The sequence below is a fragment of the Streptomyces sp. SID5464 genome, from assembly GCF_009862985.1.
GTDB lineage: Bacteria > Actinomycetota > Actinomycetes > Streptomycetales > Streptomycetaceae > Streptomyces > Streptomyces chartreusis_D.
This window is the reverse complement of record NZ_WWIQ01000020.1, coordinates 51,318-73,104: the sequence shown is the minus strand read 5'-3', so window position 1 is coordinate 73,104 and position 21,787 is coordinate 51,318. Positions and strand designations below refer to the sequence as shown.

Here is a 21,787-nt window from a genome sequence, read left to right as displayed (position 1 = left end):
AGACTGTGAGTAACGTCCCCTGTACGCAGTAGGTTCCCCTTACGCGCGCGTGGGTGGCGGCGCGCGTTCGGGGCTGATGCGAGGGGGAGAACAACGTGCGTCCCGGAGACGAGTTCGCCGGCCGATATGTCCTCGAGGAGGTCATCGGCACAGGGCGGGGCGGCGACGTGTGGCTGGCCCACGACACGGTGGTGGGGCAGGACGTCGCGCTGAAGCCGGAGCGGGTCGAGGGCGACCGCGAGACGGCGGTGCGGCGGCTGCTGGGCGAGCCGCGTGCGCTGGCCAAGTTCCGTGATCATCCCCATGTCGTGACGCTGTTCGACGTCGTCACGGTGCCGTCGGACGGGGACACCGGCGGGGACGGGGGCGGAGCCACTGCCGGGGGCGGGGGCGAGACGTACTGGTTCGTCATGGAGTACGTGCCCGGCGGCGGCCTCGACCGGCAGCCGCCCATGAGCCCCGAGCGCGTGGCCCGGATCGGGGCCCAGCTCGCCGACGCGCTCGCCGCGCTGCACGAGGCGGGTATCGTCCACTGCGACCTCAAGCCCGCCAACATCGGCCTCAGCCGGCGCGGTGCCGCGAAGCTGCTGGACTTCGGCGCCGCCTACCGGGCCGGCGGCGGTGAGACCATCACGGCCAACGGGCCCTACAGCTTCACCCCGGACTACGCCGCCCCCGAGCTGGCCCGGGGAAACGTCCCGCGGCCCGCCTCCGACGTGTTCTGCCTGGCCGCCACCCTCCACGCCCTGGTCACCGGTTCCCCGCCACGCGGCGGCGAGCCCGGGGCGGACGGCGACGAGGCCGTGGCCGCCGGGGAGGACCAGGACCGTCTGACGTACTGGAAGGCCGAGCAGGGCGTCGTCGAACTGGACGCCGAAGCGGTGGGCCCCCTCCACCCCGTGCTCGGCGCCATGCTCCGGCGTGACCCGCGGCAGCGCCCCGACGCGGCCGAGGCCGGGCGGCTGCTGGCGGCCGTGGCGGAACACGGCACGCCGGACCCGGCCGGCCGGCCCGCCGCGCCCGGCGGCGGGCGCCCGCGGCGGCGACGCGCTACCCTGCTCGCGGCGGCCCTCGGCGTCGGCGCCGCGATCGTCCTGAGTCTCGTCGTCCTTCCCGGGGACGGCGACGGGCGGGGCGACGGCGGGAACAGCACGCGTGGGTCCGCCGGGAGGCAGCTTCCGAAGGACCCCTCGCACGGTGGGACGCGGGCTCTGATCGGTGATCCGCGCACCGCCGACGTGTGCGCCCTGGCCGACCCCGACGCGCTCGACCGGTTCGGGGAGAGCGAAGTCGACGTCGACTACGGCAACTTCGACCGCTGCGACGTGCTCGTCCACCCGGACGACAGGTCCCGTATCGACGTGTCGGTCCAGCTGCGCCCGGGCTCGCCGCCCGAGGCGTCGGACCCCGTCAGGACCATCGGCGGCATCGCCGTACGGGAGGCGCCGCCGAAGAAGGGCGAGTGCGGGCTGCTGCTGTCCCGGGACGACGCGGCCGGCGGCAGCGACAGCACCGGCAGCACCGGCCGCGGCAGTGGCAGCGCCGACGGCGACATGTTCGTAGGGGTCCGTGTCGACGTGGGGCACGGCACGGTGGCGGGCGGTGCCGCGGCGCTGTGCGCGGTCGCCGACACCGCCGCCCGCAGCGCGGCCGAGGTCCTGAACCGCGGCCCGCTCCCCCGCCGTTCCCCGCCCTACCCGGCCGCCTCGCTGGCCTGGACGAGCGCCTGCGCGCTGCTCGACGCCGAGGCGCTGTCCGTCGTCCCCGGCATCAAGGCCGACGTGCCGGAGGCCGGTGTCGCGGACTGGGACTGCGAGTGGTTCAGCGACGTCGACGACCTGGAGGCGGAGATCGCCTTCTTCCGCGACGAGCGCAAATCCGCGCGGGACGGCCGCACCGTCCGGCTCAGCGGTTACGACGCCGTTGTCGAGCCGGAGGGCAACGGCGACGGCACCTGCACGGTGTTCATCCCGTACCGGGAGTACGGCGGCCGGGACGCCGAGACGGCCGTCGAGATGCTGCGGCTGCACGTCGGCGGGCGGCGGTCCAGCGGCGAACTGTGCCATCTGGCCACCGAGCTCGCCGCCTCGGCGGCCGCGGAACTGCGTGCCCGCTGACACCCGGCGCATCCGCAGGCAGCCGGACATGTGAGGACTCCCGGGGCCGCGGGGAGGGGTCCCGGGCCGGTCGGCTCATGCTGACGTGTACGTCCGGCGGGGCCCGCCCGCGCCGGGGCCGCACCGTGCCGATTCCGTACGAGTCGCAAGCCCACGCACCGAGGAGACCAGCGATGTCCTTCTCCGCCAGCCTCGCGCGCGGTGTCGCGCCCACCGCACCCGGAACCCTGCACGCGCGCACGGTCACCGGCGACCTGTGCGCCCCGCCGCGCACGGGGCTGACCGTCCGCTTCGGTCGGGGCGAGCGGCCGGACGTGGACCTGGAGGTCGGCGTGGACGACCTGCGGGTGAGCCGCCGGCACGGGGAGCTGACGTACCGGCAGGGGCAGTGGTGGCTGCGCAACACCGGGAAGCAGCTGGTGCGGCTGCCGCGCGGCCGGATGATGCACACCACCACCGAGCCGGTCCCCCTCACCACCGGCTACACCCCGCTGTTCGTGAGGGGCTCCGGCTACCGCGAGCACCTGATCGAGCTGTACGTGGCCGACCACGACGACCAGGGGCCGGTGTCACGCCGCCGGGCCGAGACCCTGCGGCCGGAGACCTGGGCGCTCGACGACGACGAGCGGCTGCTGCTGGTCGTCCTCGGCCAGCGGTACCTGCTGTACGAGGAGGACCCGCGGCCCCTGACGTACTCCATGGCCGCCCGGCAGCTCGTCCATCTGCGTCCGGACGGCAACTGGACGGAACGCCGGATCGAGCACCGCATCGAGGTGGTCCGCCACCGTCTGCACGGCACCGGCTTCAAGTACCCGCTGGTGCACGACAAGACGGAGGAGCGGCGGCCCTACGACAACACCCTGCTGCACAACCTGCTCAAGGGCCTGGTCGAGTCGACGACGCTGGTCCCGCCGGACCTCAACCTGATGGACGACACGCCCGGCGACCCCAACATGCCCGGACTCCAGGACGGGTCGCCCGCGGGGCAGCCGTAGCCATGGGCGGTGACGCGCCTGTCGTCCGGGAACGGCTGCGGGAGCTGAGCGGCCCGGAACTCTACCGCCGCAACGCCTTCCGCGTGACCGGGGCGAGCACCTGCGCGGCCCGCCGTACGATCGTCCGGCGCCGGCAGCAGCTCGCCACGGCCGCGAAGGCCGGGGTCGCCGTCGGTCCCGCCGGTGAGTTGCCGCTGCCCGACGGAGCCGGGCCGGAGGAACTCCGTGCGGCCTTCGACGTGCTCGACCATCCGCAGCGCCGGATCGTCGACGAGCTGTTCTGGTTCTGGGACGCGCCGGACGCCTCCTGCCCGTGCGGGCCGGAGCTGCACCGGCAGCACGACGAGGCGGTCCGGGCCCATGCCCGGGCCCTCGACGCGGAGTCGGGGCACCGTGCGGCGCCACGGCGCCGGGGCGCGGGTGGGCCGAAACGCCCCGCCGGAAAGAAGAAGGGCCGCGGCGGACCGCGGCGCGACACCGGCCGCCCGGAGGACGGGGACTGGCAGACCGCGGCGTGGCTGTGGCGCAGGCTGCTCGGGCAGCGCGCGGTCTGGGCGCATCTGCGGCACCGCGTCGCCACGCTCGACGACAAGCGGCTGGACGAGACCGCGGTGACGGTACTCGAGGCCGAGGTGCGCCGCGTCCTGGTCTCGGCCGTCGCCGGTCTGGCCGCGCGTACGCCGGACCCGGCCCGGCTGGCCCGGTACTGCACGCAGTGGACCTGGACCGGGCGGGGCCTCCTCGGGGAGGTGCTGGAGGGGCAGTTGACACCCTTGTACGAGTCGGTGGAGCGCGAGCTGCGCGAGACGGGGGAGCAACTCGCCGGCGCCTTCTCCGAGCGTGACCGGAGGACGGCCGCGACCGCCGCGGCCGGGTCGCTGCGGGCCCGGGTCGTCCCGGCCGTGGAGCGGCTCGGCGCCTTCGCCGGTTTCGGGATGTCGCTCGGCGTGGGCCAACTCTCCGACACCACCGCCCTGTTGCTCAACAACTGCGCCGTCGCCCTGTCTCCCGCCCCGGACACGGCCCCGCCCGTCCGGGAGAGCTTCGACCTGCTGGACCTGGCGCTGCGGCTGAAGCCGAACGAGGGGACGCGGCGGACGATCGAGCAGAACCGCGCGCGGCTGGCCGAGGCCGGTGTCTGGTTCGACAAGGCCAAGCCGGCCTTCGATCCGGTCGTGACGGCTCTGGAGACGGCCGCGAGGCAACTCGACCGGAACGACGCGCGTGGTGCGGCCGGCACCCTGGAGGCCGCCACGCCGCTGCTGCACGAGCTGCGCCGCCTGCGCCGGGGCGCGCTCGCCGGGCTCCCCGACATCCCGGAGGCCGTCGACCGGCTCAGCGACTCCGCCGCGATCCTGTTCAACAACTGTGCGATCGCCCTGGCGCCCGGCGGCGGTGGTCACGGCCTGCGGCTGCTGGAGCTCGCCGAGGAGTTCTGCACGACCCAGGAGACCCGGGTGCGCATCACCGCCAACCGGCTGCTGCTCGACCGGGCGCGGGACGTGGGGCTGCCCTACGACGTCTCCTACGACGGGCGCCGGACGCCCCTGTCGTACGGCGTACGGCGCCCGCCGCGCAAGAGCTTGCGGACACACCTGGAGGAGATCTACTACGGGACGTCCCCCGTCGCGGCCAAGGTGTGGACGTGGGTCGTGGTGCTGCTGATCATCGGGCTGGTCGTGGTGGTCTCCGGTGGCTAGGACCGTCACTCGGGTGAGATCACGAGGGTGACCGTGCGGTTGCGGGCCGGGTCCGGGTACGGGGCGTCGCGCTGGTCCGCGGTGTCCGTGGTGAACGCCGTGAGGGGTTCGCCGCTCGCGGCGCTGAGTTCGCGGGCGGCGACCAGGGCGCGCCACAGCGCCACGACGGAACCGCCGCTGCGTGGCGCGCCGGGGACGGTGGCGGCGTGGCCGTGCACGGTGACGTCCGGGTGCCGCCCGCCCAGCCGTTCACCGAGCAGGGCCAGCTGTCGGGCTCCCGCCGGGGTGAGCTGAGCGCCTGCGGAGAACAGCCCCTGGGTGAAGGCGACTTCGACGGAATCGCCGTGCACGGTGACGCGCAGACCGGGGGCGCGCAGGTCCTCGGCGAGCGCGGCGGCTCTACGGGTGGCGGCCGCGGCGTCCTTCTCCTGCCCGGTACCCGAGCCGGGCGCCTCCTGGCCGGCTCCGGCGGTGGCGCTCGTGCCGGGGCTCTGCCGGCCGCCCGCCGCCCGGTCGGTGTCCGCTCGGGCCGTGTGGGGGCCGTCCAGGGTGGTGACCGTGCCGGCCACGACCGCGGTGATCACGCACGCCGCCGCGACCAGGGCCGTACGGGTGCGGTGACGGCCGAGTACCGCCATCGGCCCCCTGCGGCCGAGCCGGGCGAGTCCTGCTCCGGCCGCCGGGTCGTCCGGGTGCCGCGCCAGGACCCGTCGCCAGCACTCCGCCGCCTCGGCCGTCTCCCCGCGCTGCGCGTGCACCCGTGCCCGCAGGTCGAGCACGTCCCGGTGCCCGCCGAGTTCCGTGGCCTCGGCCTCCCGCAACAGCCGCAGGGCGCCGCCCAGTTCCCCGGCCCGGGCGAGCCCCCGGGCCCGCGACACGAGCAGTACGACGTCGAGGGGGGCGTCTCCTTCCGCGCCGGTCCGGTCGCTCATGAGGCTCATCGGCTCTCCTGCACCCCGCCGATCCGGCGCTCCTCCGAGACCCCCGGAGGCAGCAGGCGGCGCAGGCGCTGGTTGACGGCGGACAGGGCCGTGCGGTCGCCCGCGGCGACGGCACGGCGGCCGTCCGCGATCGCGGCGTCCGCCTGGGCACGGGAGGTCATCTCGTCGCGCAGTTCGACGAGGGAGTGGAAGACGAGGAAGTCCCACTGGTCGCTGCGGCGCAGGAGGTCCACCTGGAAGTCGCGCACCCGGTCGGCGAGCCGGCGCAGTCCGGCCGGGCTGCCGTCCTCCCCGGCGCTGGTCGCGCGGGTGCGGAGGTTCTCCAGTTCGCGGCGTTCGGCCGGCCCGCCGCCGGTCTGTTCGATGAGGTCCTCGCAGTTGTTGAGGAGGTCCCACAGCTCGTGCTGGAGGGCGGGGATGTCGATGGCCTCCTCGACGTCGTCGAGCTGGGCCTCCAGGTCGCGGATGCGCCGGTCGCTCGTACCGGCCGCCCCGGTGTCGACGGCCGCCGCGTCGACCTCCTTGCGCAGATGGGCGAAGGCCTTCTCGTCGGACAGGTCGTCGAGCCGGGACAGGGCCTGCTCGGAGTGCACGTCCTCGGCGCGTTCCCGCAGGGCGTGCGTGCGCTGCTCCAGGTCGTGCAGCCGGTCGACGAGTTCGTCGTGGGTGGGCGCCACCAGCTGGGAGCGGTCGATGGTCGCCTCGAACTGGGCGTCGGCGACGGGGATGTCGGCGGTGACGGTGACTTCCCGGTTCGAGGCGCTGATCTCGAAGGTCACCTCGACGGGCGTCTGCCCGGGCAGGTCGAAGCGGACGTCCCGGGGCCGGATCTCCAGCAGTCCGACACGGGTGTTGCGGTCGGCGCGCCGGCGTTCGCCCTCCAGCAGCGGGATGCGGATGACGGCGTCCGGCTGGGAGCGGCGCAGCGGGATGGAGGTCTCGAAGGTCTTCGTGATCGAGGTCGGCAGGGCGGTGCCCTTGCGCAGCATCGGTGCGAAGGAGCCGTCGGCCTTGCCGATGCCGAGCGTGCTGGTGAGCACGGCGTCGCCGGGCAGCACCTGGGCGTGGGTGATGGACAGGGTGTCGGGAGCGAGCCGTTGCCGGGTGCCGGTGCCGTCGGAGAGCTCCACGGTGAACCGGGACCGGGTGCCGGAGTCGATGGTCACCTCGGTGTAGAAGGCGCCGTCGGGGGTGAGGGTGGTCTGCGGTCCCCGGAAGGGCGGGTGGCCGTCGGGGTTGGTGAGGGTGACGGTGTACCGGGTCCAGTCGGGCACGGCGGTGCCGCCGCTGATCCGGCCGGAGACGGGGATGCCGGTGGTCTCCAACGACTGGGGCTCGTAGTGGAGTTCCACCGTGAACTCCCCCGGCGCCGCCGTGCGCGGCTTGCTCGGCATCCGCACGGTACGGGCGAAGACGGCGGCCCCGCGCGCCACCACGGTGGTCGGGTCCTGGGTGTGGTCGAGCTGGATGCCCAGGCCTTCCACGGGGTCGGCCAGCAGGTCGCGCAGCCCGGGGGCGAGGGTCGCCCCGCCGACGAGCAGCAGCCGGTCGATGTGGTCGGGCCGCAGGGAGCTCTCCGCGAGGGCGTCCCGGCAGAGCTTGATCGCGCGGGCGTAGAAGGGCTGGGCGAGGTCGTCGAGGGCGCCCCGGGTGAGGGTGTACTCGAAGGGGGCGGTGCCGCCCTCGCCGTCGGCGAGGTCGAGGACGATGTCGTAGGAGCCGCGCCGGGACAGCTCGATCTTGGCGTCCTCCGCGGCCAGTTTGAGCTTGGCGAAATTTGCCCGCCAGCGCGGGTTGCGCCGGGCGAAGTCCGGCAGCCCGAGGTCGCGCCGGACGGCGGGGACGAGCAGATCCTCCACGATGGCCCAGTCGATGAGTTTGCCGCCCAGCCGCGGGTCACCGGCGTGCTGGAGCAGTTGCAGTTCACCGTCGCGCTTGCTCATCACGGCCGCGTCGAAGGTGCCGCCGCCCAGGTCGAACACCATCCAGTGGGTGGACTCGGAGGCGTCCTGCACGCCGTACGCGATGGCCGCGGCGGTCGGTTCCTGGACCAGCGGGCAGTGCTCGCCCAGCCCGGCGAGGGCCGCGGCGGCGGACGTGGCGCTGTTCTGGTGCAGCGCGAAGGAGGCGGGCACGGTGATCACGGCCGCCTCCGGGGCACTGCCGGTGTCGTGCGCGGCGTCCTGGCGCAGGGACTTGAGGACTTCGGCGGAGAGCTGTTCGGGGGTGAGGGACAGCCCCGCGCGGCCGAACCGCCGGTGGTATCCGGCCACGCCCATCTCCAGCTTGAACTCGGCGTGGGCGTCGTCGGGCTGGGTGTCGGTGCGCTCGCGGGCGCGGCGGCCCACGTGGATCACGTCCGGCTTGGGCATCCACACGGCGGACGGGGTGCAGTCCCAGCCGTCGTTGTTCTTGATGACGCGTACGCCGTCGTCGTCCGCCACCGCGATGGCGCTGTTGGTGGTGCCGAGGTCGATGCCGAAGTCGATGGTCTCGCGCATTGCGGTCGTCTCCTTGGTCGTTCACATGCCGTGGGTGGGGCCGGGCGCGGGCCGGCCGACGACGACCTGCCCCATCTGGATCCGCTCGCCGCGGTAGTAGACGCTGGGCCGGAGGGTCTCCAGCACCACCTCGTGGGTCAGGCCGGGTTCGTCCTGGAAGGCGAGGACTTCGAGGGACTGGCCCGGGTCGAAGGGCGCGCCGTCGTGCTCCTGGATCTCCAGTCCGCCGTCGGCGAGTGCCTGCCGGCCGGCCTGGACGTAGCGGCGCACCTGCCTGAGGTCCGCGGCCGACAGTTCGCCGGCGCGCTGGTTCAGCTTGCGCTGGGCGCGCCAGATGCCGGTGGCGGCGGCGAGCAGCGTGCCGGCGTCCGGGCTTCCGGTAGCGGGCCCTTCCGTGGCCGGCTCGACGTCGGCGAGTACGTCCGCGACCCAGGCGGCCTGGCCGGTGTCGAGGAACGGCGGCGGGACGCGGAACTCGGGCGGGTGCCGCAACTGGCCGAGCGCGGCGCGCACCCGGCTGCCTCGGCGGGACCGGCCGTCCCGGCGTGAGGGGATGCTCATTTCCTCCTCCGTACGCTGCTCAGGCCGTTGGCCAGGGTCACCACGATCTGCACGAAATAGCCGAGGACTCCGATGCCGCCGAGCCCGATGATGACCACGGGGAACCAGCCGTAGGTCTCGATCAGGGCGGAGACCGAGCCGCCGATGACGCCGAGCACCAGGAGGAACGAGAACCAGGGGAACCGCCGTCTGGCGCGCGCGGGGCCGCGGCCGGTGCCCGTGAGGTGGTCGTAGATGGTCTCCCAGTTCTCCTTCAGCCCGTCCGAGTCGCGGTCCGGGCCGATCTCGTACGCCTTCTCCGCGAGCCAGAGCATCTCCTCGCGCCGGGAGGCGCTCGGCGGGCGGTGCACGGAGATGCCGAGGAGTTCCACCGCGAGGTTGTTCAGTCCGACGGCGACGATGTGGGCGGTCTCGTCGTAGCGCCAGCCGGAGACGAACGGTCTGAGCGGCGCCATGTCCTCGAAGCCGGGCACGACCCGGTCGCGCAGGAGCAGGAACGCCTCGCGGTAGTGGCGGGCCTCGCGCTCCCGCTCCACCGTCAGCAGGTCGCCGTGGATCTTCTCGTACGCCTCTTCCACCGCACCCTCGAACAGCTCCGAGAACAGGCCGTCGAAGGGCGGGAACCCGGCCCAGACCGAGCAGACCGACGTCAGCCGGGTCGCGGTGGCCTGGTCGGCGAAGAGCTGGGGGAAGGGGGAGACGAGCAGCCGTGGCAGCCGGGCCAGGAGGTCGTCGGCCGCGTCCTCGCCGAGCCGGGGGTCGCCGAGCGCCCGGATCCGGTGCCGGACGTGCTGCCGCAGTGCCCCGTCCGCCAGCAGGTGGCCCCAGGCGGACACCGCGTTCTCCCACAGGGACGCCCGCTGCTCGACGGGCAGCCGCGACCGTCCGGTCTCCGCCTCCAGCACGCGGGCGTGCAGCAGCACGGCGGCGTCGTGCCGTTCGTGCACGTCCGGGTCGCAGTCGCAGCCGGACTCCGGGGTGCCCCACAGCCACAGCAGCTCGTCGACCATGCGCCGGCGCGGGTCCTGGAGGCCCTCGAAGGAGGCCCGCACCTCGTCCTTGCCGTAGCCGCCGGCCGGGGCCAGGTCCGGGGCTCCGGGCCAGCTGTCCTCGACGGCCAGCCGCGCCTCCGCCTTCTGCCGGTGCCGCCGCACGGCCGGACCGCTCGCGCGGGTGGGCAGGCCGGTCACGACGAAGACGTTCCTGCGGTACAGCTGTGTGCCCGCCAGTTCCTCGAAGCGGTCGAACTCCCTCACCGGCGTGGTCACATGATCACCCCCCGGCGCCAGGTCATGAGCCGTGTCAGATGCCGCTCGCGCAAGCTCGGGTAGCGGCTGATGGTCTCCTCCAGCAGGTCGGCGGCCTCGCCGAGCTTGCCGGGCATCCGGGAGAGCGCGGTCGCCTCCCGGAACAGCGCGTCGGCGGACCCGGCCGGCTCGGCCGGACCGGCGGCCTCGGGGCCGGGCGCCGGGCGCAGACCGGCCGCGCGGTCGGCGACGGCCCGGGCGGTGGCGGGCCGCTCGGCCGGGTCGATCCGCAGCATGTCGGTGACCAGCCGGTCCAGTTCGGGGCCCACGTCGTCGTTGAAGGCGCGGGGCGGCTGCAGCGGCCTGCTGAACCGCTCCAGGGAGAAGGACTGCACCGGGTCCCCGCCGTCGTACGGGAAGTGTCCGGTGAGCAGGAAGTACCCGATGGTGCCCAGCGCCCAGACGTCCCCCGGGCACCCGTAGCCCTTGCCGCGCCGCAGCACCTCGGGCGGCATGTAGGCGACGGTGCCCTGGGCGCTGGCCGCCCTGGTGCCCGGGTCGGTCTCCTTGGCCAGGCCGAAGTCGCTGACCTTCACGCGCAGCCCGGTCTCGTCGTAGGTGATGAGCACGTTGGCCAGGGACAGGTCGCGGTGGACGATGGGGTGCGGCCGCTCGTGGGCCACGGCGAGTCCCTCGGCGGCCTGCCGGAGCACGGCGGTCACCTCGCCGACGGGCACCACGCCCGAGTGGGACTCCATGAGCCGCTCCAGGCTGCCGCCCGCCACGTACTCCATGGTGATGTAGCCGCGTACGCCCTCGGAGGTCTGCACGGTGCCGGCGTCGAACACCCGGATGATGTTGGGGTGCCCCAGCGTGGACAGGATCCGGGCCTCGTCGAGCATCCGGGACGTCGCCTCCAGCGAGGCCACGTGCTTGAACAGTTTCAGCGCCTGCCAGCCGAGGATGTGGTGCCGCACCCGGTAGACCTCGGCGAAGGCGCCCTCCCCCAGCCGGCGGTCCACGACGAGCGCCGAGTTGATCCGCTGCCCCGGCCGGAGCAGGGCGCCGCCCACACCCGTCGCCGTGTCCTGCGTGCGGTCGAGCACGTGCTCACGCACCTTCCCCACCGGTGAAACCACCCGCGACGTCGCCGGTCCACTCCGCCCCGTCCGCCCGGCGGCGGCGCGGGACGCCAGGGTAGGAGGACCCCGTCGGGACCCCTCCCGACGATCGGGGCCGTGATCCGCCTCACTCCCGGCCCGGGTCGGCCCGGGGTCGCCCGTTATGGTGACCAGGGCGTATCAAGGCGCCCAAGACGGACAAGGTGGCGGAGGACACACGGTGTCGGACGAGGGGCGACTCGTCGCCGGGCGCTATCGGCTCGCCGAGCGGATCGGCCGGGGCGGCATGGGCACGGTGTGGCGCGCCGACGACGAGCTGCTGGGACGCCAGGTCGCCCTGAAGCAGCTGCACGAGCGGCCGCACCTGTCCGCGGACGAGCTCGGCACGCTGTACGAGCGCATGCGCCGGGAGGCCCGCAGCGCCGCGCGCGTCACGCACCCCAACGTGATCGTCGTGCACGACGTCGTGGAGGACGACGGCCGCCCCTGTGTCGTCATGGAGTACGTCCCCGGCCGCACGCTCGGCGACCTCCTCCAGGGCGGCCGGACCCTCCCGCCCCACGAGGCGGCCCGCGTCGGCCTGGCCATGGTGGGCGCCCTCCGCGCCGCGCACGAGGCCGGTGTGCTGCACCGCGACGTCAAGCCCGGAAACGTCCTCCTCGGCGCGGGGGACCGGGTCGTCCTCACGGACTTCGGCATCGCCATGACGGCCGGTTCGTCGACGCTGACCAGGACCGGCGAGATGGTCGGCTCCATCGAGTACATGGCCCCCGAACGCGTCCGGGGCCTCACCCCCGGCCCGGCATCGGACCTGTGGGCCCTGGGCGCGACCCTGTACCAGGCGCTGGAGGGCCGCCCCCCGTTCCGCCGGGCGACGGCGATGGAAACGGCGTACGCGATAGCGACGGACCTCTTGACCCCACCGAGCCGGTCCGGCCCGCTGGCCCCACTCATAGAGTCCCTACTGGCCAGGGAACCGGAGGCCCGTCCCTCCGCGGAGGAGACAGAACGTGCTCTCCGAACGGTGGCGATCACCGCCCCCAAGGGGCGCGGGGCCGTGCCGACGGGCGGCTCCGCCGCGGGGCGCGACCAGCCACGAACCACCCGCATCCGCCGACGCCGCCGCATCACCACGATCGCCGCGGCTCTGACAGCCACCCTCGCCGTGGGCACCACCCTGTACACAACGGCCCCGCACCACACGGCCGAACCCGACCACGACACGGCCCGCCCCGCCCCCGTCCCCAAGGGCTACCACCTCGTCCACGAGCCGAAGCTCGGCGTCTCCTTCCCCATCCCGAACGACTGGACGCCCCGCGACCGCACGGCGGAACAGGTCATCTACGCCACCCCCTCCGGCCTCGCCGGCATCACCATCGGCACGGTCGCCCCCGCGGGCCCGACCCCCGCCGACCACTTCACGGAGATCGAGGCGAACACCAAGGTCAACTACCCGACCTACCGCCGGATCCGCATGCAGCGGACCACCTTCCGCGAACAGCCCGCCGCCATCTGGGAGTTCACCTTCCAGGGCCGGGCCCGCCCGTTCCGCGCCATCGACCTCGGCTACGGCCGCGAGGGCGGGCGCGAGTACGACATCTACCTCTCGGCGCCCGAGGCGCAGTGGGACACCTACCGCCCCGTCTTCGACCAGGTCAGGAACGGCTTCAGGACAGGCAGGGCGTAAAGCGACCGAAGAATGGATATGGGCTATACGGCGAAACGCGGGGAGTGTCCGACGTGCCCGGATGCCGGGCGCAGGAGCTTCAGGGGAGGGAGCACGCATGGGGGGCCGGCCCTTGTACCTCGAACCGCGGCTGGAACCACGGCTCAGGTCGCTCCTGGCGGCGACCGGGACCCTGCACTCGCTCACCGACGCGCTCGGCTCACCCCTGCACGTCGTGGTGCCGGACCAGATCGCCGAGAACCTGGAGCGGTTCCGGTCCGTGTACCGCAGGCATCACCTGTCCGGCCAGGTCTTCTACGCCCACAAAGCGAACCGGTCCAGCGCGCTGCTGCGCCGGCTCGCCGCCACGGACGCGGGCGTGGACGTCGCGTCGCTGGGTGAGTTGCAGCACGCGCTGGGGGCCGGTTTCACCGCCGACCGGATCACGGCCACGGGCCCGAAGAACCCCGAGTTCCTGTGGCTCGCGGCCCTCACGGGCGTCACGGTCGGCGTCGACGGCGTCGCCGAGCTGGACCAGCTCGCCGCGCTGGTGCGGGGGCACGCGCTCGCCCCGGTGCGGGTGCTGCTGCGGCTGTCGGGGTTCGAGACACCGGGGGTGAAGGTGCTGAGCCGGCGCAGCCGGTTCGGCACGCCCGTACGGGAGTTGGAGCCCCTTCTGGAGGCGGTGGAGCGGCACGGCGACGCGATCGGCCTGACGGGGGTGGCCTACCACCTGGACACCACGAGTGTCGCGGAGAAGGCGACCGCCCTCGAAGGGTCCCTGGCGGCTCTGGAGGCCTGCCGGAGCCGGGGGCTGCGGCCCCGGGCCGTGGACATCGGGGGTGGGTTCGGCGTCAGTTACCTCGCCGAGCGGGAGCAGTGGGAAGCGTACACGACCGCGCTCACGTCCGCCGTGCTGGGCCGCCGCCCGCCGATGACCTGGGGCGGCCACGGCTACGGGCTGCGCAACGAGTCAGGCACCGTGCGCGGCGCGCTCGGCCTCTACCCCGCTCACCGGTCCGTCGCCGGCGCGGCCTATCTGGACGAGTTGCTGGCCCAGCCCGCCGCCTCCCTGGGCGGCCGTCCGCTGGCCGCGCTGCTGCTGGAGCACCTGTACGACCTGCACAGCGAGCCCGGCCGGGCGCTGCTGGACCAGTGCGGGCTGACGCTGGCGAGGGTGCTGGAGGTCCGCCCCCAGCAGGCGGGTGGCGCACTGCTCGTCCGGCTGGCGGCGAAGGCGGACGACATCGCCCTGGAGGACCACGGAGTGCTGGTGGACCCCGTCGTCATCCCCAGGAGCGGAGCCGGGCCGGGCGAGGGGCCCGTCGCCGTCCACCTCTTCGGCGGCCTGTGCCTGGAGACCGATCTGATCACCCGGCGCACGGTCTTCCTGCCGCGGCGTCCGGTCCCCGGCGACCTGCTGGCCTTCGCCAACACCGCCGGCTACGCCATGGACTTCCACGCCACCCGCGCCCAGCACCAGCCCGCCGCCCGCAAGGTCGCCGCCTGGCAGGACGGCGACGCCTGGCGCTGGTGCCTCGACGACCAGTTCTGGCCGATCACGCCCTCGGGGGGAGCCCAGTGAGGTACGACAGCATCACCGAGGCGATAGGCAACACCCCGCTGGTACGGATCGACCCGGCCGTGCACGGCCTGCGCAACATCGACCTGTTCGCCAAGCTGGAGATGCTCAACCCCTTCGGGTCGGTCAAGGACCGGGCGGCCTGGAACATGGCGCGCCCGCTGCTGGCCGAGGCGGTCGAACACGGCAGCCAGGTCGTGGAGTTGTCCAGCGGCAACACGGCGAAGGCACTGGCGGTCCTCGCGGGCATGCACGGCCTGGGCTTCAAGAGCGTCACCAACCGGATGCGGGTGCCGGAGATCAAGGACCTCCTGCTGCTGCTCGGCGCCCAGATCGAGGAGCTGCCGGGGCAGAGCGAGTGTCTGGACCCGACCGCGACGGACGATCCGCTGACCCTCTTCCACCAAACGCTGTCCGCCTCCGGCGGCGCCTATCTCCACACGGACCAGTACTTCAACCCGCGCAACACCGAGGCGCATCTCACCGGCACCGGCCCGGAGATCGTCAAGGACCTGGACGGCCGGGTGCCGGACTGGTTCGTCGCCTGTGTGGGCACGGCCGGTTCCTCCACGGGCGTGGCCCGCGCGCTGCGGGAGGAGGATCCCTCGGTGCGGGTGGTCGGGCTGGTCGCGGCCAAGTCCGACTTCATCCCCGGGATCCGCACCATCGACGAGGTGCAGGAGGTCGGCCTGTTCGACCCGGAGACGTACGACACGATGGAGTCGGTGAGCGCCGACGAGGCGATCGAGGGGATGCTGACCCTGAACCGCCGTTGCGGCATCCTGGGCGGGCCCACGGGAGGCGCCGCGTATCACGGAGCCGTCCGTCATCTGCGCGCCGTCGACGAGGAGTTGACCGAGCGGCGGACGGCGGTGTTCATCGTCTGCGACCGCGTGGAGAGCTATCTGAGCTACGTCCGGCAGCGGCGGCCCGACCTGCTGGGCCGGCTGCCCAGGAAGAACTCGCCGGCCGATCTGACCGACGCCGAGGTCGGCGGCGCGCCGTCGGTCACGGTGGCCGAGGCCCGGCGCTGGATCGACACCGACCGGCCGCTCGTGGTGGACCTGCGCAGTCCCTTCGCGTACGCGGCGCTGCACATCGACGGGTCGGTCAACATCGTCGACGAGCTGTTCGCCGAACTCCTCCAGGGAGGACTGCCGTTCAGCCGGAGCCGGCCGGTGCTGCTGGCGTGCCCGGTGGGCGAGCAGTCCGCCCGGTACGCGGCGCTGCTGACCCGGATGGGCCACCCGGACGTCCGCAGTCTGGCCGGCGGCATCATCGCCTGGCGGGACGCGGGCGCGCCCCTGGTGCGGGACTGACCGCCGTGACCGCACCCGCGATCCGCGACGATCTGCGCCGGTGGCAGCAGGCGCTGCGCGCCCAGTTCCCCATCGTCACCGGGCACCCGGAGCTGGCGTACCTGGACAGCGCGGCGACGGCGCAGAAGCCGCAGGCCGTCCTGGACGCCGTGCAGACATACCTCACCGGCAGCAACGCCAACGCGGCGCGAGGCACCTACACCTGGGCCAACCGGACCACGGAGCTGGTCGAGCGCACCCGCGAGCGCGTAGCCCGGTTCCTCGGGGACCACCGACCGGACCGCTCCGCCGTCCACTTCACGAGCGGCACGACCGAGGGGCTGCGCACGATCGCCCGCGACTGGCTGCCGCGGTTCGTGCGCGACGGCGACGAGATCGTCGTACCGGACGCCGACCACCAGGCCAACATCGCGCCCTGGCGGGAGGCCCAGCGGCTGCTCGCCCGCGAGGGCACGCACATCCGGGTGGTGCCGATGCCGTACCAGAGCGGTTCCGGCGACTACGACCACCGTGCGCTGGCCGAACGGGCCGGGCCGCGAACGCGGTTCGTCGCCACCACCCACGTGCACCATGTCTACGGCGGCGACATGAACGTGCAGCGCATCCGCCGGGCGGTCGGCCCGGACGCGGTGATCTGCCTGGACGCGGCGCAGAGCGTCGGGCATCTGCCGGTGTCCGTGGCCGAGTTGGACGTCGACTTCGTCGTCTTCTCCGGGCACAAGGCGCTGGCCCTGCCCGGTTCGGGGGCGGTGTGGGCCCGGCAGGCGCGCGGCCCGGCGTTCACGCCCGGCGGGTGGAGCGGCACCCCGAACACCGTGGGCATCGCCTCGCTCGAAGCGGCGCTGGACTGGCTGGACGCCGCCGGTCTGGAGCGCGTCGAGCACTGGACGGTCGCCCTGGCGGCCCGGCTCACCGAGGGACTGCGCCATCTGGACGCCTACGAGATCCTCGGCTGCCCGCTGAGCCTGGCCGCCGACTCGACCGTGCAGCGGCGCCAGGGCATCGTCACCCTGCGGCATCGGGCCATCGACTCGGGCGACCTGGGATTCATCCTCTTCAGCCACGGTTTCATGGTCCGCTCGGACAACCACTGCCAGGGTGACGCGGGTGAGAAGACCGGTTCGGTCCGGGTGAGTCTGCATGTGTACAACACCGTTGAGGAGATCGACCGGCTGCTGTCCGTCCTCGCCTCACTCCAGTGACTCCCCCGACAATGCGTAATGGGAACCGTTTCCACCTGTAGGCTCGGACCGGCAAGAGTCAGGTGCGAGACGGCAAGGTGGCGCGACCGGATGGGGCTGAGTCTGGCGACGGCGGAGCGGTGGGTGGAGCGCTGGGAGCTCCAGCAGCAGCGGTACGCGGTCGACCGCGAGGAGCGGTTCACGGTGATCGCCGATGTGGTCGAGCACGTCACGGCCGGGCACGACTCCCGGCCCCTCGTCGTCGACCTCGGGTGCGGGCCCGGCTCACTGGCGGCCCGGCTGGTCCGGCGGCTGCCGGACGCGGAGATCGTGGCCGTGGACCGGGATCCCCTGCTGCTGGAGCTGGGCCGGACCCATCACCCGGACGCGGCCCGCTACATCGACGCCGAGATCGGCGCACCCGGCTGGACCTGGACCCTGGACCTGGACCGGCCCCTGGACGCGGCCGTCTCCACGACGGCCCTGCACTACCTCGACCGCGACACCCTGCTGCGCACCTACCGGCAGCTCGCCGCGCTGCTGCGGCCCGGCGGTGTCCTCGTCAACGGCGACCACCTCCCCCAGGACGACACGGGCCCGGGCGGGATCGCCGCCCATGTCGGGCGGTGCCGGGCCGACCGGCAGCGGGTGTTCGCGCACGAGGACTGGGGCTCCTGGTGGGCCGCCGTCTCCGAAGACCCCGAGCTGACGGACCTGCTCGCCGAGCGCCGCCGCCGTGCGGCGCCTCTCGACACCGGCCGCCCCGCCGAACTCCCTCTCTCCGCCCATCTGGAGCTGCTGCGGCAGGCGGGTTTCGCCACGGCGGGCCCGGTCTGGCAGTACGGCGACAGCTGCGTGGTCGTCGCGGTCCGCTGACCCGGGCGTCACCCCTGCGCCGCCCTCGGCTCGCGGGCGGCGCCGGCCGGCCGGACAATACATGCAGAAATCGCTATATGTTAATGTCGCCATGACGGCCCCGGCGGAAGCGTCGCGGGCAGCACGAGCACACGCAAGGAGCCACCCCATGACCACCGCCGAGCACCTCACCCACGAGAACCACGCGCACGCCCACGGCGACGACTGCGGCCACGTCGCCTTCACCCACGGCGACCACACGGACTACGCCCACGACGGCCACATCCACCGGACGCACGAGGACCACGTCGACGAGTGCGCGAACGGCGGCCACACGGTGCACCAGAACCACGACCACGAGCACGGCGACAACTGCGGCCATCTGGCCGTGCGGCACGGCGACCACACCGACTACGTGCACGACGGTCACCGGCACGCCGCCCACGAGGGACACTGGGACGACCACTGAGGCTCCTGCCCGGCATACTGGAAATCGTTGTCATATGCTAATGTGCGCATATGACAACGACGCCCGCTGCCCCCACGGACGAGCCGGATCAGACCCTGCAAGCGGCCAGCGAGCTGCTGCGCGCGCTGGCCTCGCCCGTACGACTGGGGATCGTGCGCGAACTGTCCGGCGGCGGGAAGTACGTCCATGAGCTGGTGACCGCGCTGGGCGTGAGCCAGCCGCTGGTCTCCCAGCATCTGCGGGTGCTGCGCACGTCCCGGATCGTCGCCGCCCGGCGTCAGGCCCGCGAGACGCGGTACACCCTCACCGACGACCACGTGGCACACATCGTGCTGGACGCCATCCGGCACGCCCAGGAGTAGCGCACAGGGTGCCCCTTCGCGGGGTTACGGGACGAGGGGGCGGACCTCCTCGGCCACGAAGCGGACGAAGCCCTCGGGGTCCGGCTCATCGCCGGTGGGTTCGAGGACGACGGTGTCGGCGCCGGCGGCGACCAGGCGCTGAACGGCCTCGGCCACCGTACCGGCGTCGCCGGCGACCCCCAGGTCGGGGATCTTGTCCGTGCCGGAGGCGGTGCGCTCGGCCTGGAGGCGGGCGGCGGCGTCCGGCCCGGTGGCGGTGAGGAGATAGACGACCACGCGGTGGGAGCCGGTGCGGCCGGCCACCGCTCGGCCCTCGTCGATGAGCCGGCGGGCCTTGGCGACACCGTCCGGCGGGGTGGCCTCACTGAGCAGCGTGCCATCGGCGGCCTCGCCGGACAGGCGCAGCGAACGGGGGCCGGTGACGCCGGCGAGCACCTCGGGAGCGGTGGGCGGGGGCCAGTCGAGGCCGACGTCGTCCAGCTTCACGTACCGCCCGTCGGTGGTGACGCGCTCGCCGCGCAGCAGCGCCCGGAGCGCGTCGAGGTACTCACGCAGCAGCGTGACCGGCGACTCGGCCCGCGCTCCGGCCTGCCCCATCCAGTCCTGCACGCCGTGCCCGACGGTCAGCGTGAAGCGCCCCGGGAAGAGCCGGTCCAGGGTGGCGGCCTCCATCGCGGTGAGGGCGACGTTCCGCAGGGGCACGGGCATCAGTCCGATGCCGACCCGCAGCCGTTCGGTCCAGGCGAGCGCGGCGGACGCGGTGGCGACCCCGCCCTCCAGGAAGCAGTCCTCCCAGAACCACAGCTCCTCCAGCCCCGCCGCCTCGGCGGTACGGGCTATGTCACGCAGCTTCTCGGGGGGCAGCTGAGGCCGGAAGACAGCACCAAGAGTAGTCATGGGGCCTTACTACCCCTGGTGCTCCGGCATGAACAACTGCTTTACGCCGCTCGGCTCTTGGACCGGTGAGCCCCCGTGGACCCGGGCCGCTCACCGGTTCCGTTCACCGTCGCGCTCAGCCCCGGGTCAGGGTGACGGCCTGGTCCCGTACGGCGTGGAAGCGGGGCAGCGGCAGGCCAGTGGAGGTGCGCAGTTCCATCACAGTGGCCTCGACGCGGGCCGCGCCGGGCACGAGTGCGCCGGGCACGGGGCGGCCCGTGTTCACCCAGCGGTGCTTCGCGCCATCGCACACGGCCCGGGTGCCGCCGATGCCGTAGCTGGTGGTGGAGACGCCCTGGGTCACGGAGGAGCTGACGAAGACCGGGCCGCTGGAGCTCTGGCAGCGGTAGGTGCCGGAGAGGGTGACGGTGCCGTCGGCGGCGATCCGGCCGACCGAGTCGACCGTCACGGCCTCGTGCGGGGTGGGCGCCGCGGTGGCGGGCACGGCGGTGGCACCGGTGAGCAGCAGCAGCGCGGCACCGGTCGCCGCGCCGAGAAGGGGGCGTAGACGCATGGGGAACCTCCCGAAAGGAGTGGATTTGCGGCTTCCACTCGTACCGGGCCTCCGGCCCGCCGCCCGTGATCCTCACCCCTTCGGTGGCGAGTCCGCCGCGTCCCTACGGAAGCACCGCGAAGCCGTCCAGTTCCACCAATGCCTCCTCGTCCCACAGCCGGACGACCTCGACGACCGCCATGGCCGGGTAGTCACGGCCCGCCAGTTTCCGCCAGAGGCGGCCGAGTTCCGGGGCGTGGGCGCGGTACGCGGCGACGTCCGTGGCGTAGACGGTGACGCGGGCCAGGTCGGCGGGCGTGCCGCCGGCCGCCGCGAGGGCGGTCAGCAGGTTGGTGAGGGCCTTCTCGAACTGTTCCGGCAGGGTCGCGCCGGTCACCTTGCCGTCGCCGTCGAGGGCGGTCTGCCCCGCCAGGAAGACCACCCTGGACCCGGAGGCCACGACGGCGTGCGAGAAGCCCGCCGGCGGGGCGAGGCCGGGCGGGTTGACGCGTTCGGTGGTCACCGGGCCTCCTGGTGGGCTGCGTACAACTCCTTGGCGATGATGCCGCGCTGGACCTCGCTGGCCCCCTCGTAGATCCGGGGGGCGCGCACCTCCCGGTAGAGGTGTTCGAGCAGGTGACCGCGTTGCAGTGCGCGGGCGCCGTGCAGCTGGACGGCCGTGTCGACGACGTACTGCGCGGTCTCGGTGGCGAGCAGTTTCGCCATGGCCGCGCGCCGGGGCACGTCCGGGGCGTCCTCGTCGTACGCCGTCGCCGCCGCGTAGACCATCAGCCGGGCCGCCTCCGTGCGCAGGGCCATCTCGGCGACCTGGTGGGAGACGGCCTGAAGGTCCCGCAGCTTGCCGCCGAAGGCGTCTCGCCCGGCGGTGTGCGCGAGGGTCGCGTCGAGCGCCGCCCGGGCCATACCGACCGCGAAGGCGCCGACGCTGGGGCGGAACAGGTTGAGCGTCCCCATGGCGACCCGGAATCCCCGGTCCACCTCACCGAGCACGTCGTCGGCCGTCACCGGCACGGCGTCGAAGTCGAGCGCGCCGATGGGGTGCGGGGAGAGCATGTCGAGTCCGGCCCCGGTCAGCCCCGGCCGGTCGGCCGGCACGAGAAAGGCCGTGACACCACGCGCGCCCACCCCCGGGGTGGTCCGGGCGAAGACGGTGTAGAAGTCGGCCTCGGGCGCGTTGGAGATCCAGCACTTCTCACCGGTGAGACGCCAGCGGGTGGGGCCGTCGGGGTGGGCGGCCAGTTCGGCGGGCGGCTCCGCCCGCAACCCCAGTGCCGCCGCGTCCGACCCCGCCCCCGGCTCACTCAGGGCGAAGGCCGCGATCGCCGTGCCGTCGGTGACTCGGGGGAGCCAGCGGGCGCGTTGGGGATCCGTGCCGTGGGCGTGGACGGGGTGGGCGCCGAGGCCCTGGAGGGCCAGGGCCGTTTCCGCCTCCGTACAGGAGTAGGCCAGGGACTCGCGCATCAGGCACAGGTCGAGCGCGCCGGAGGTGAAGAGGCGGCCGAGCAGCCCGAGGCGGCCGAGTTCGGCGACCAGGGCCCGGTTCACCCGGCCCGGCTCGCCCTTCTCGGCCAGCGGGCGGAGCCGCTCCGCGGCCAGGGCGCGCAGCTCGGCGCACCAGGCGAGTTGTGCCGGTTCGAGCGAGAATGCGGTCATCGCCGGTCCCTTCTCCGCCACCCCTGCCTCCCGGCCGGGCCGCTCCGAGGTTATCGCGGACCGTTGA

Annotated in this window: 19 protein-coding genes; 10 read left to right on the top strand and 9 right to left on the bottom strand. The window is 73.6% G+C overall.

Going from position 1 to position 21,787, the window contains the following annotated elements; genetic code table 11:
• The first annotated feature begins 95 nt into the window (after positions 1–95).
• The 3 genes from GTY47_RS13110 to GTY47_RS13100 all read left to right on the top strand — a co-directional run bounded on the left by GTY47_RS13110 (position 96) and on the right by GTY47_RS13100 (position 4,812).
• Positions 96–2,117, top strand: coding sequence for a serine/threonine-protein kinase (locus GTY47_RS13110; RefSeq protein ID WP_010033908.1), 2,022 nt, complete (start codon positions 96–98; stop codon positions 2,115–2,117).
• Between the two features lie 173 nt (positions 2,118–2,290).
• Complete coding sequence (locus tag GTY47_RS13105; RefSeq protein WP_010033907.1) at positions 2,291–3,112, top strand: FHA domain-containing protein; 822 nt, start codon at positions 2,291–2,293, stop codon at positions 3,110–3,112.
• Positions 3,113–3,114: 2 nt separating this feature from the next.
• Positions 3,115–4,812, top strand: coding sequence for a hypothetical protein (locus GTY47_RS13100; protein ID WP_010033906.1), 1,698 nt, complete (start codon positions 3,115–3,117; stop codon positions 4,810–4,812).
• Between the two features lie 5 nt (positions 4,813–4,817).
• Here GTY47_RS13100 and GTY47_RS13095 read toward each other — a convergent pair whose 3' ends face one another.
• Genes GTY47_RS13095 through GTY47_RS13075 form a run of 5 tightly spaced genes read right to left on the bottom strand, consistent with a single transcriptional unit; the run spans position 4,818 to position 11,168 of the window.
• On the bottom strand, positions 4,818–5,753 hold the full coding sequence (locus GTY47_RS13095) for a tetratricopeptide repeat protein (RefSeq protein ID WP_010033898.1): 936 nt from the start codon (positions 5,751–5,753) through the stop codon (positions 4,818–4,820).
• Entirely contained in the window at positions 5,750–8,254 is a 2,505-nt protein-coding gene (locus tag GTY47_RS13090) for an Hsp70 family protein (protein WP_010033896.1), read from the bottom strand. Before GTY47_RS13090 ends, GTY47_RS13095 begins: the two co-directional genes overlap by 4 nt.
• Before the next feature lie 21 nt (positions 8,255–8,275).
• Positions 8,276–8,815 carry a hypothetical protein gene (locus GTY47_RS13085; RefSeq protein ID WP_010033894.1) on the bottom strand — a complete coding sequence of 180 codons (540 nt, stop codon included), beginning with the start codon at positions 8,813–8,815 and terminating at the stop codon, positions 8,276–8,278.
• Positions 8,812–10,083 carry a hypothetical protein gene (locus tag GTY47_RS13080; RefSeq protein WP_010033891.1) on the bottom strand — a complete coding sequence of 424 codons (1,272 nt, stop codon included), beginning with the start codon at positions 10,081–10,083 and terminating at the stop codon, positions 8,812–8,814. Before GTY47_RS13080 ends, GTY47_RS13085 begins: the two co-directional genes overlap by 4 nt.
• Positions 10,080–11,168: a serine/threonine-protein kinase gene (locus GTY47_RS13075; RefSeq protein WP_010033890.1), complete on the bottom strand. Its 1,089-nt coding sequence runs from the start codon at positions 11,166–11,168 to the stop codon at positions 10,080–10,082. Before GTY47_RS13075 ends, GTY47_RS13080 begins: the two co-directional genes overlap by 4 nt.
• 235 nt (positions 11,169–11,403) lie before the next feature.
• Between GTY47_RS13075 and GTY47_RS13070 the strand changes: the two genes are divergently transcribed.
• From GTY47_RS13070 to GTY47_RS13040, 7 genes are all read left to right on the top strand, one after another.
• A complete protein-coding gene (locus tag GTY47_RS13070) occupies positions 11,404–12,870 on the top strand; it encodes a serine/threonine-protein kinase (RefSeq protein WP_010033886.1) in 1,467 nt (488 codons plus the stop codon).
• Between the two features lie 97 nt (positions 12,871–12,967).
• Positions 12,968–14,434 carry a Y4yA family PLP-dependent enzyme gene (locus GTY47_RS13065; RefSeq protein ID WP_010033883.1) on the top strand — a complete coding sequence of 489 codons (1,467 nt, stop codon included), beginning with the start codon at positions 12,968–12,970 and terminating at the stop codon, positions 14,432–14,434.
• Entirely contained in the window at positions 14,431–15,750 is a 1,320-nt protein-coding gene (locus GTY47_RS13060) for a pyridoxal-phosphate dependent enzyme (protein WP_010033880.1), read from the top strand. The genes GTY47_RS13065 and GTY47_RS13060 overlap by 4 nt, the downstream gene beginning before the upstream one ends.
• Positions 15,747–16,952 carry an aminotransferase class V-fold PLP-dependent enzyme gene (locus GTY47_RS13055; protein ID WP_040902538.1) on the top strand — a complete coding sequence of 402 codons (1,206 nt, stop codon included), beginning with the start codon at positions 15,747–15,749 and terminating at the stop codon, positions 16,950–16,952. Before GTY47_RS13060 ends, GTY47_RS13055 begins: the two co-directional genes overlap by 4 nt.
• Before the next feature lie 90 nt (positions 16,953–17,042).
• Positions 17,043–17,807, top strand: coding sequence for a class I SAM-dependent methyltransferase (locus GTY47_RS13050; RefSeq protein WP_010033875.1), 765 nt, complete (start codon positions 17,043–17,045; stop codon positions 17,805–17,807).
• A 148-nt stretch (positions 17,808–17,955) separates the two neighbouring features.
• A complete protein-coding gene (locus GTY47_RS13045) occupies positions 17,956–18,255 on the top strand; it encodes a hypothetical protein (protein ID WP_010033870.1) in 300 nt (99 codons plus the stop codon).
• A gap of 50 nt (positions 18,256–18,305) precedes the next feature.
• Positions 18,306–18,617 carry a metalloregulator ArsR/SmtB family transcription factor gene (locus GTY47_RS13040; RefSeq protein WP_010033862.1) on the top strand — a complete coding sequence of 104 codons (312 nt, stop codon included), beginning with the start codon at positions 18,306–18,308 and terminating at the stop codon, positions 18,615–18,617.
• Between the two features lie 24 nt (positions 18,618–18,641).
• On the opposite strand, the gene GTY47_RS13035 is transcribed toward GTY47_RS13040, so the two are convergent.
• From GTY47_RS13035 to GTY47_RS13020, 4 genes are all read right to left on the bottom strand, one after another.
• Positions 18,642–19,514, bottom strand: coding sequence for an LLM class flavin-dependent oxidoreductase (locus tag GTY47_RS13035; RefSeq protein WP_010033859.1), 873 nt, complete (start codon positions 19,512–19,514; stop codon positions 18,642–18,644).
• A 115-nt stretch (positions 19,515–19,629) separates the two neighbouring features.
• Positions 19,630–20,067, bottom strand: a complete 438-nt coding sequence (locus GTY47_RS13030) for a DUF6299 family protein (protein ID WP_010033856.1) — start codon at positions 20,065–20,067, stop codon at positions 19,630–19,632.
• A 103-nt stretch (positions 20,068–20,170) separates the two neighbouring features.
• Positions 20,171–20,569 carry a RidA family protein gene (locus tag GTY47_RS13025; protein WP_010033854.1) on the bottom strand — a complete coding sequence of 133 codons (399 nt, stop codon included), beginning with the start codon at positions 20,567–20,569 and terminating at the stop codon, positions 20,171–20,173.
• Entirely contained in the window at positions 20,566–21,720 is a 1,155-nt protein-coding gene (locus GTY47_RS13020) for an acyl-CoA dehydrogenase family protein (protein WP_010033851.1), read from the bottom strand. Before GTY47_RS13020 ends, GTY47_RS13025 begins: the two co-directional genes overlap by 4 nt.
• Positions 21,721–21,787 lie beyond the last annotated feature (67 nt).

What these genes read in the sequence shown, in the direction of transcription:
- GTY47_RS13105 (WP_010033907.1), top strand. Translation starts at nt 2,291, where the DNA reads ATGTCCTTCTCCGCCAGCCTCGCGCGCGGTGTCGCGCCCACCGCACCC.
- GTY47_RS13100 (WP_010033906.1), top strand. Translation starts at nt 3,115, where the DNA reads ATGGGCGGTGACGCGCCTGTCGTCCGGGAACGGCTGCGGGAGCTGAGC.
- GTY47_RS13095 (WP_010033898.1), bottom strand. Translation starts at nt 5,753, where the DNA reads ATGAGCCTCATGAGCGACCGGACCGGCGCGGAAGGAGACGCCCCCCTC.
- GTY47_RS13090 (WP_010033896.1), bottom strand. Translation starts at nt 8,254, where the DNA reads ATGCGCGAGACCATCGACTTCGGCATCGACCTCGGCACCACCAACAGC.
- GTY47_RS13085 (WP_010033894.1), bottom strand. Translation starts at nt 8,815, where the DNA reads ATGAGCATCCCCTCACGCCGGGACGGCCGGTCCCGCCGAGGCAGCCGG.
- GTY47_RS13065 (WP_010033883.1), top strand. Translation starts at nt 12,968, where the DNA reads ATGGGGGGCCGGCCCTTGTACCTCGAACCGCGGCTGGAACCACGGCTC.
- GTY47_RS13050 (WP_010033875.1), top strand. Translation starts at nt 17,043, where the DNA reads ATGGGGCTGAGTCTGGCGACGGCGGAGCGGTGGGTGGAGCGCTGGGAG.
- GTY47_RS13045 (WP_010033870.1), top strand. Translation starts at nt 17,956, where the DNA reads ATGACCACCGCCGAGCACCTCACCCACGAGAACCACGCGCACGCCCAC.
- GTY47_RS13040 (WP_010033862.1), top strand. Translation starts at nt 18,306, where the DNA reads ATGACAACGACGCCCGCTGCCCCCACGGACGAGCCGGATCAGACCCTG.
- GTY47_RS13035 (WP_010033859.1), bottom strand. Translation starts at nt 19,514, where the DNA reads ATGACTACTCTTGGTGCTGTCTTCCGGCCTCAGCTGCCCCCCGAGAAG.
- GTY47_RS13030 (WP_010033856.1), bottom strand. Translation starts at nt 20,067, where the DNA reads ATGCGTCTACGCCCCCTTCTCGGCGCGGCGACCGGTGCCGCGCTGCTG.
- GTY47_RS13020 (WP_010033851.1), bottom strand. Translation starts at nt 21,720, where the DNA reads ATGACCGCATTCTCGCTCGAACCGGCACAACTCGCCTGGTGCGCCGAG.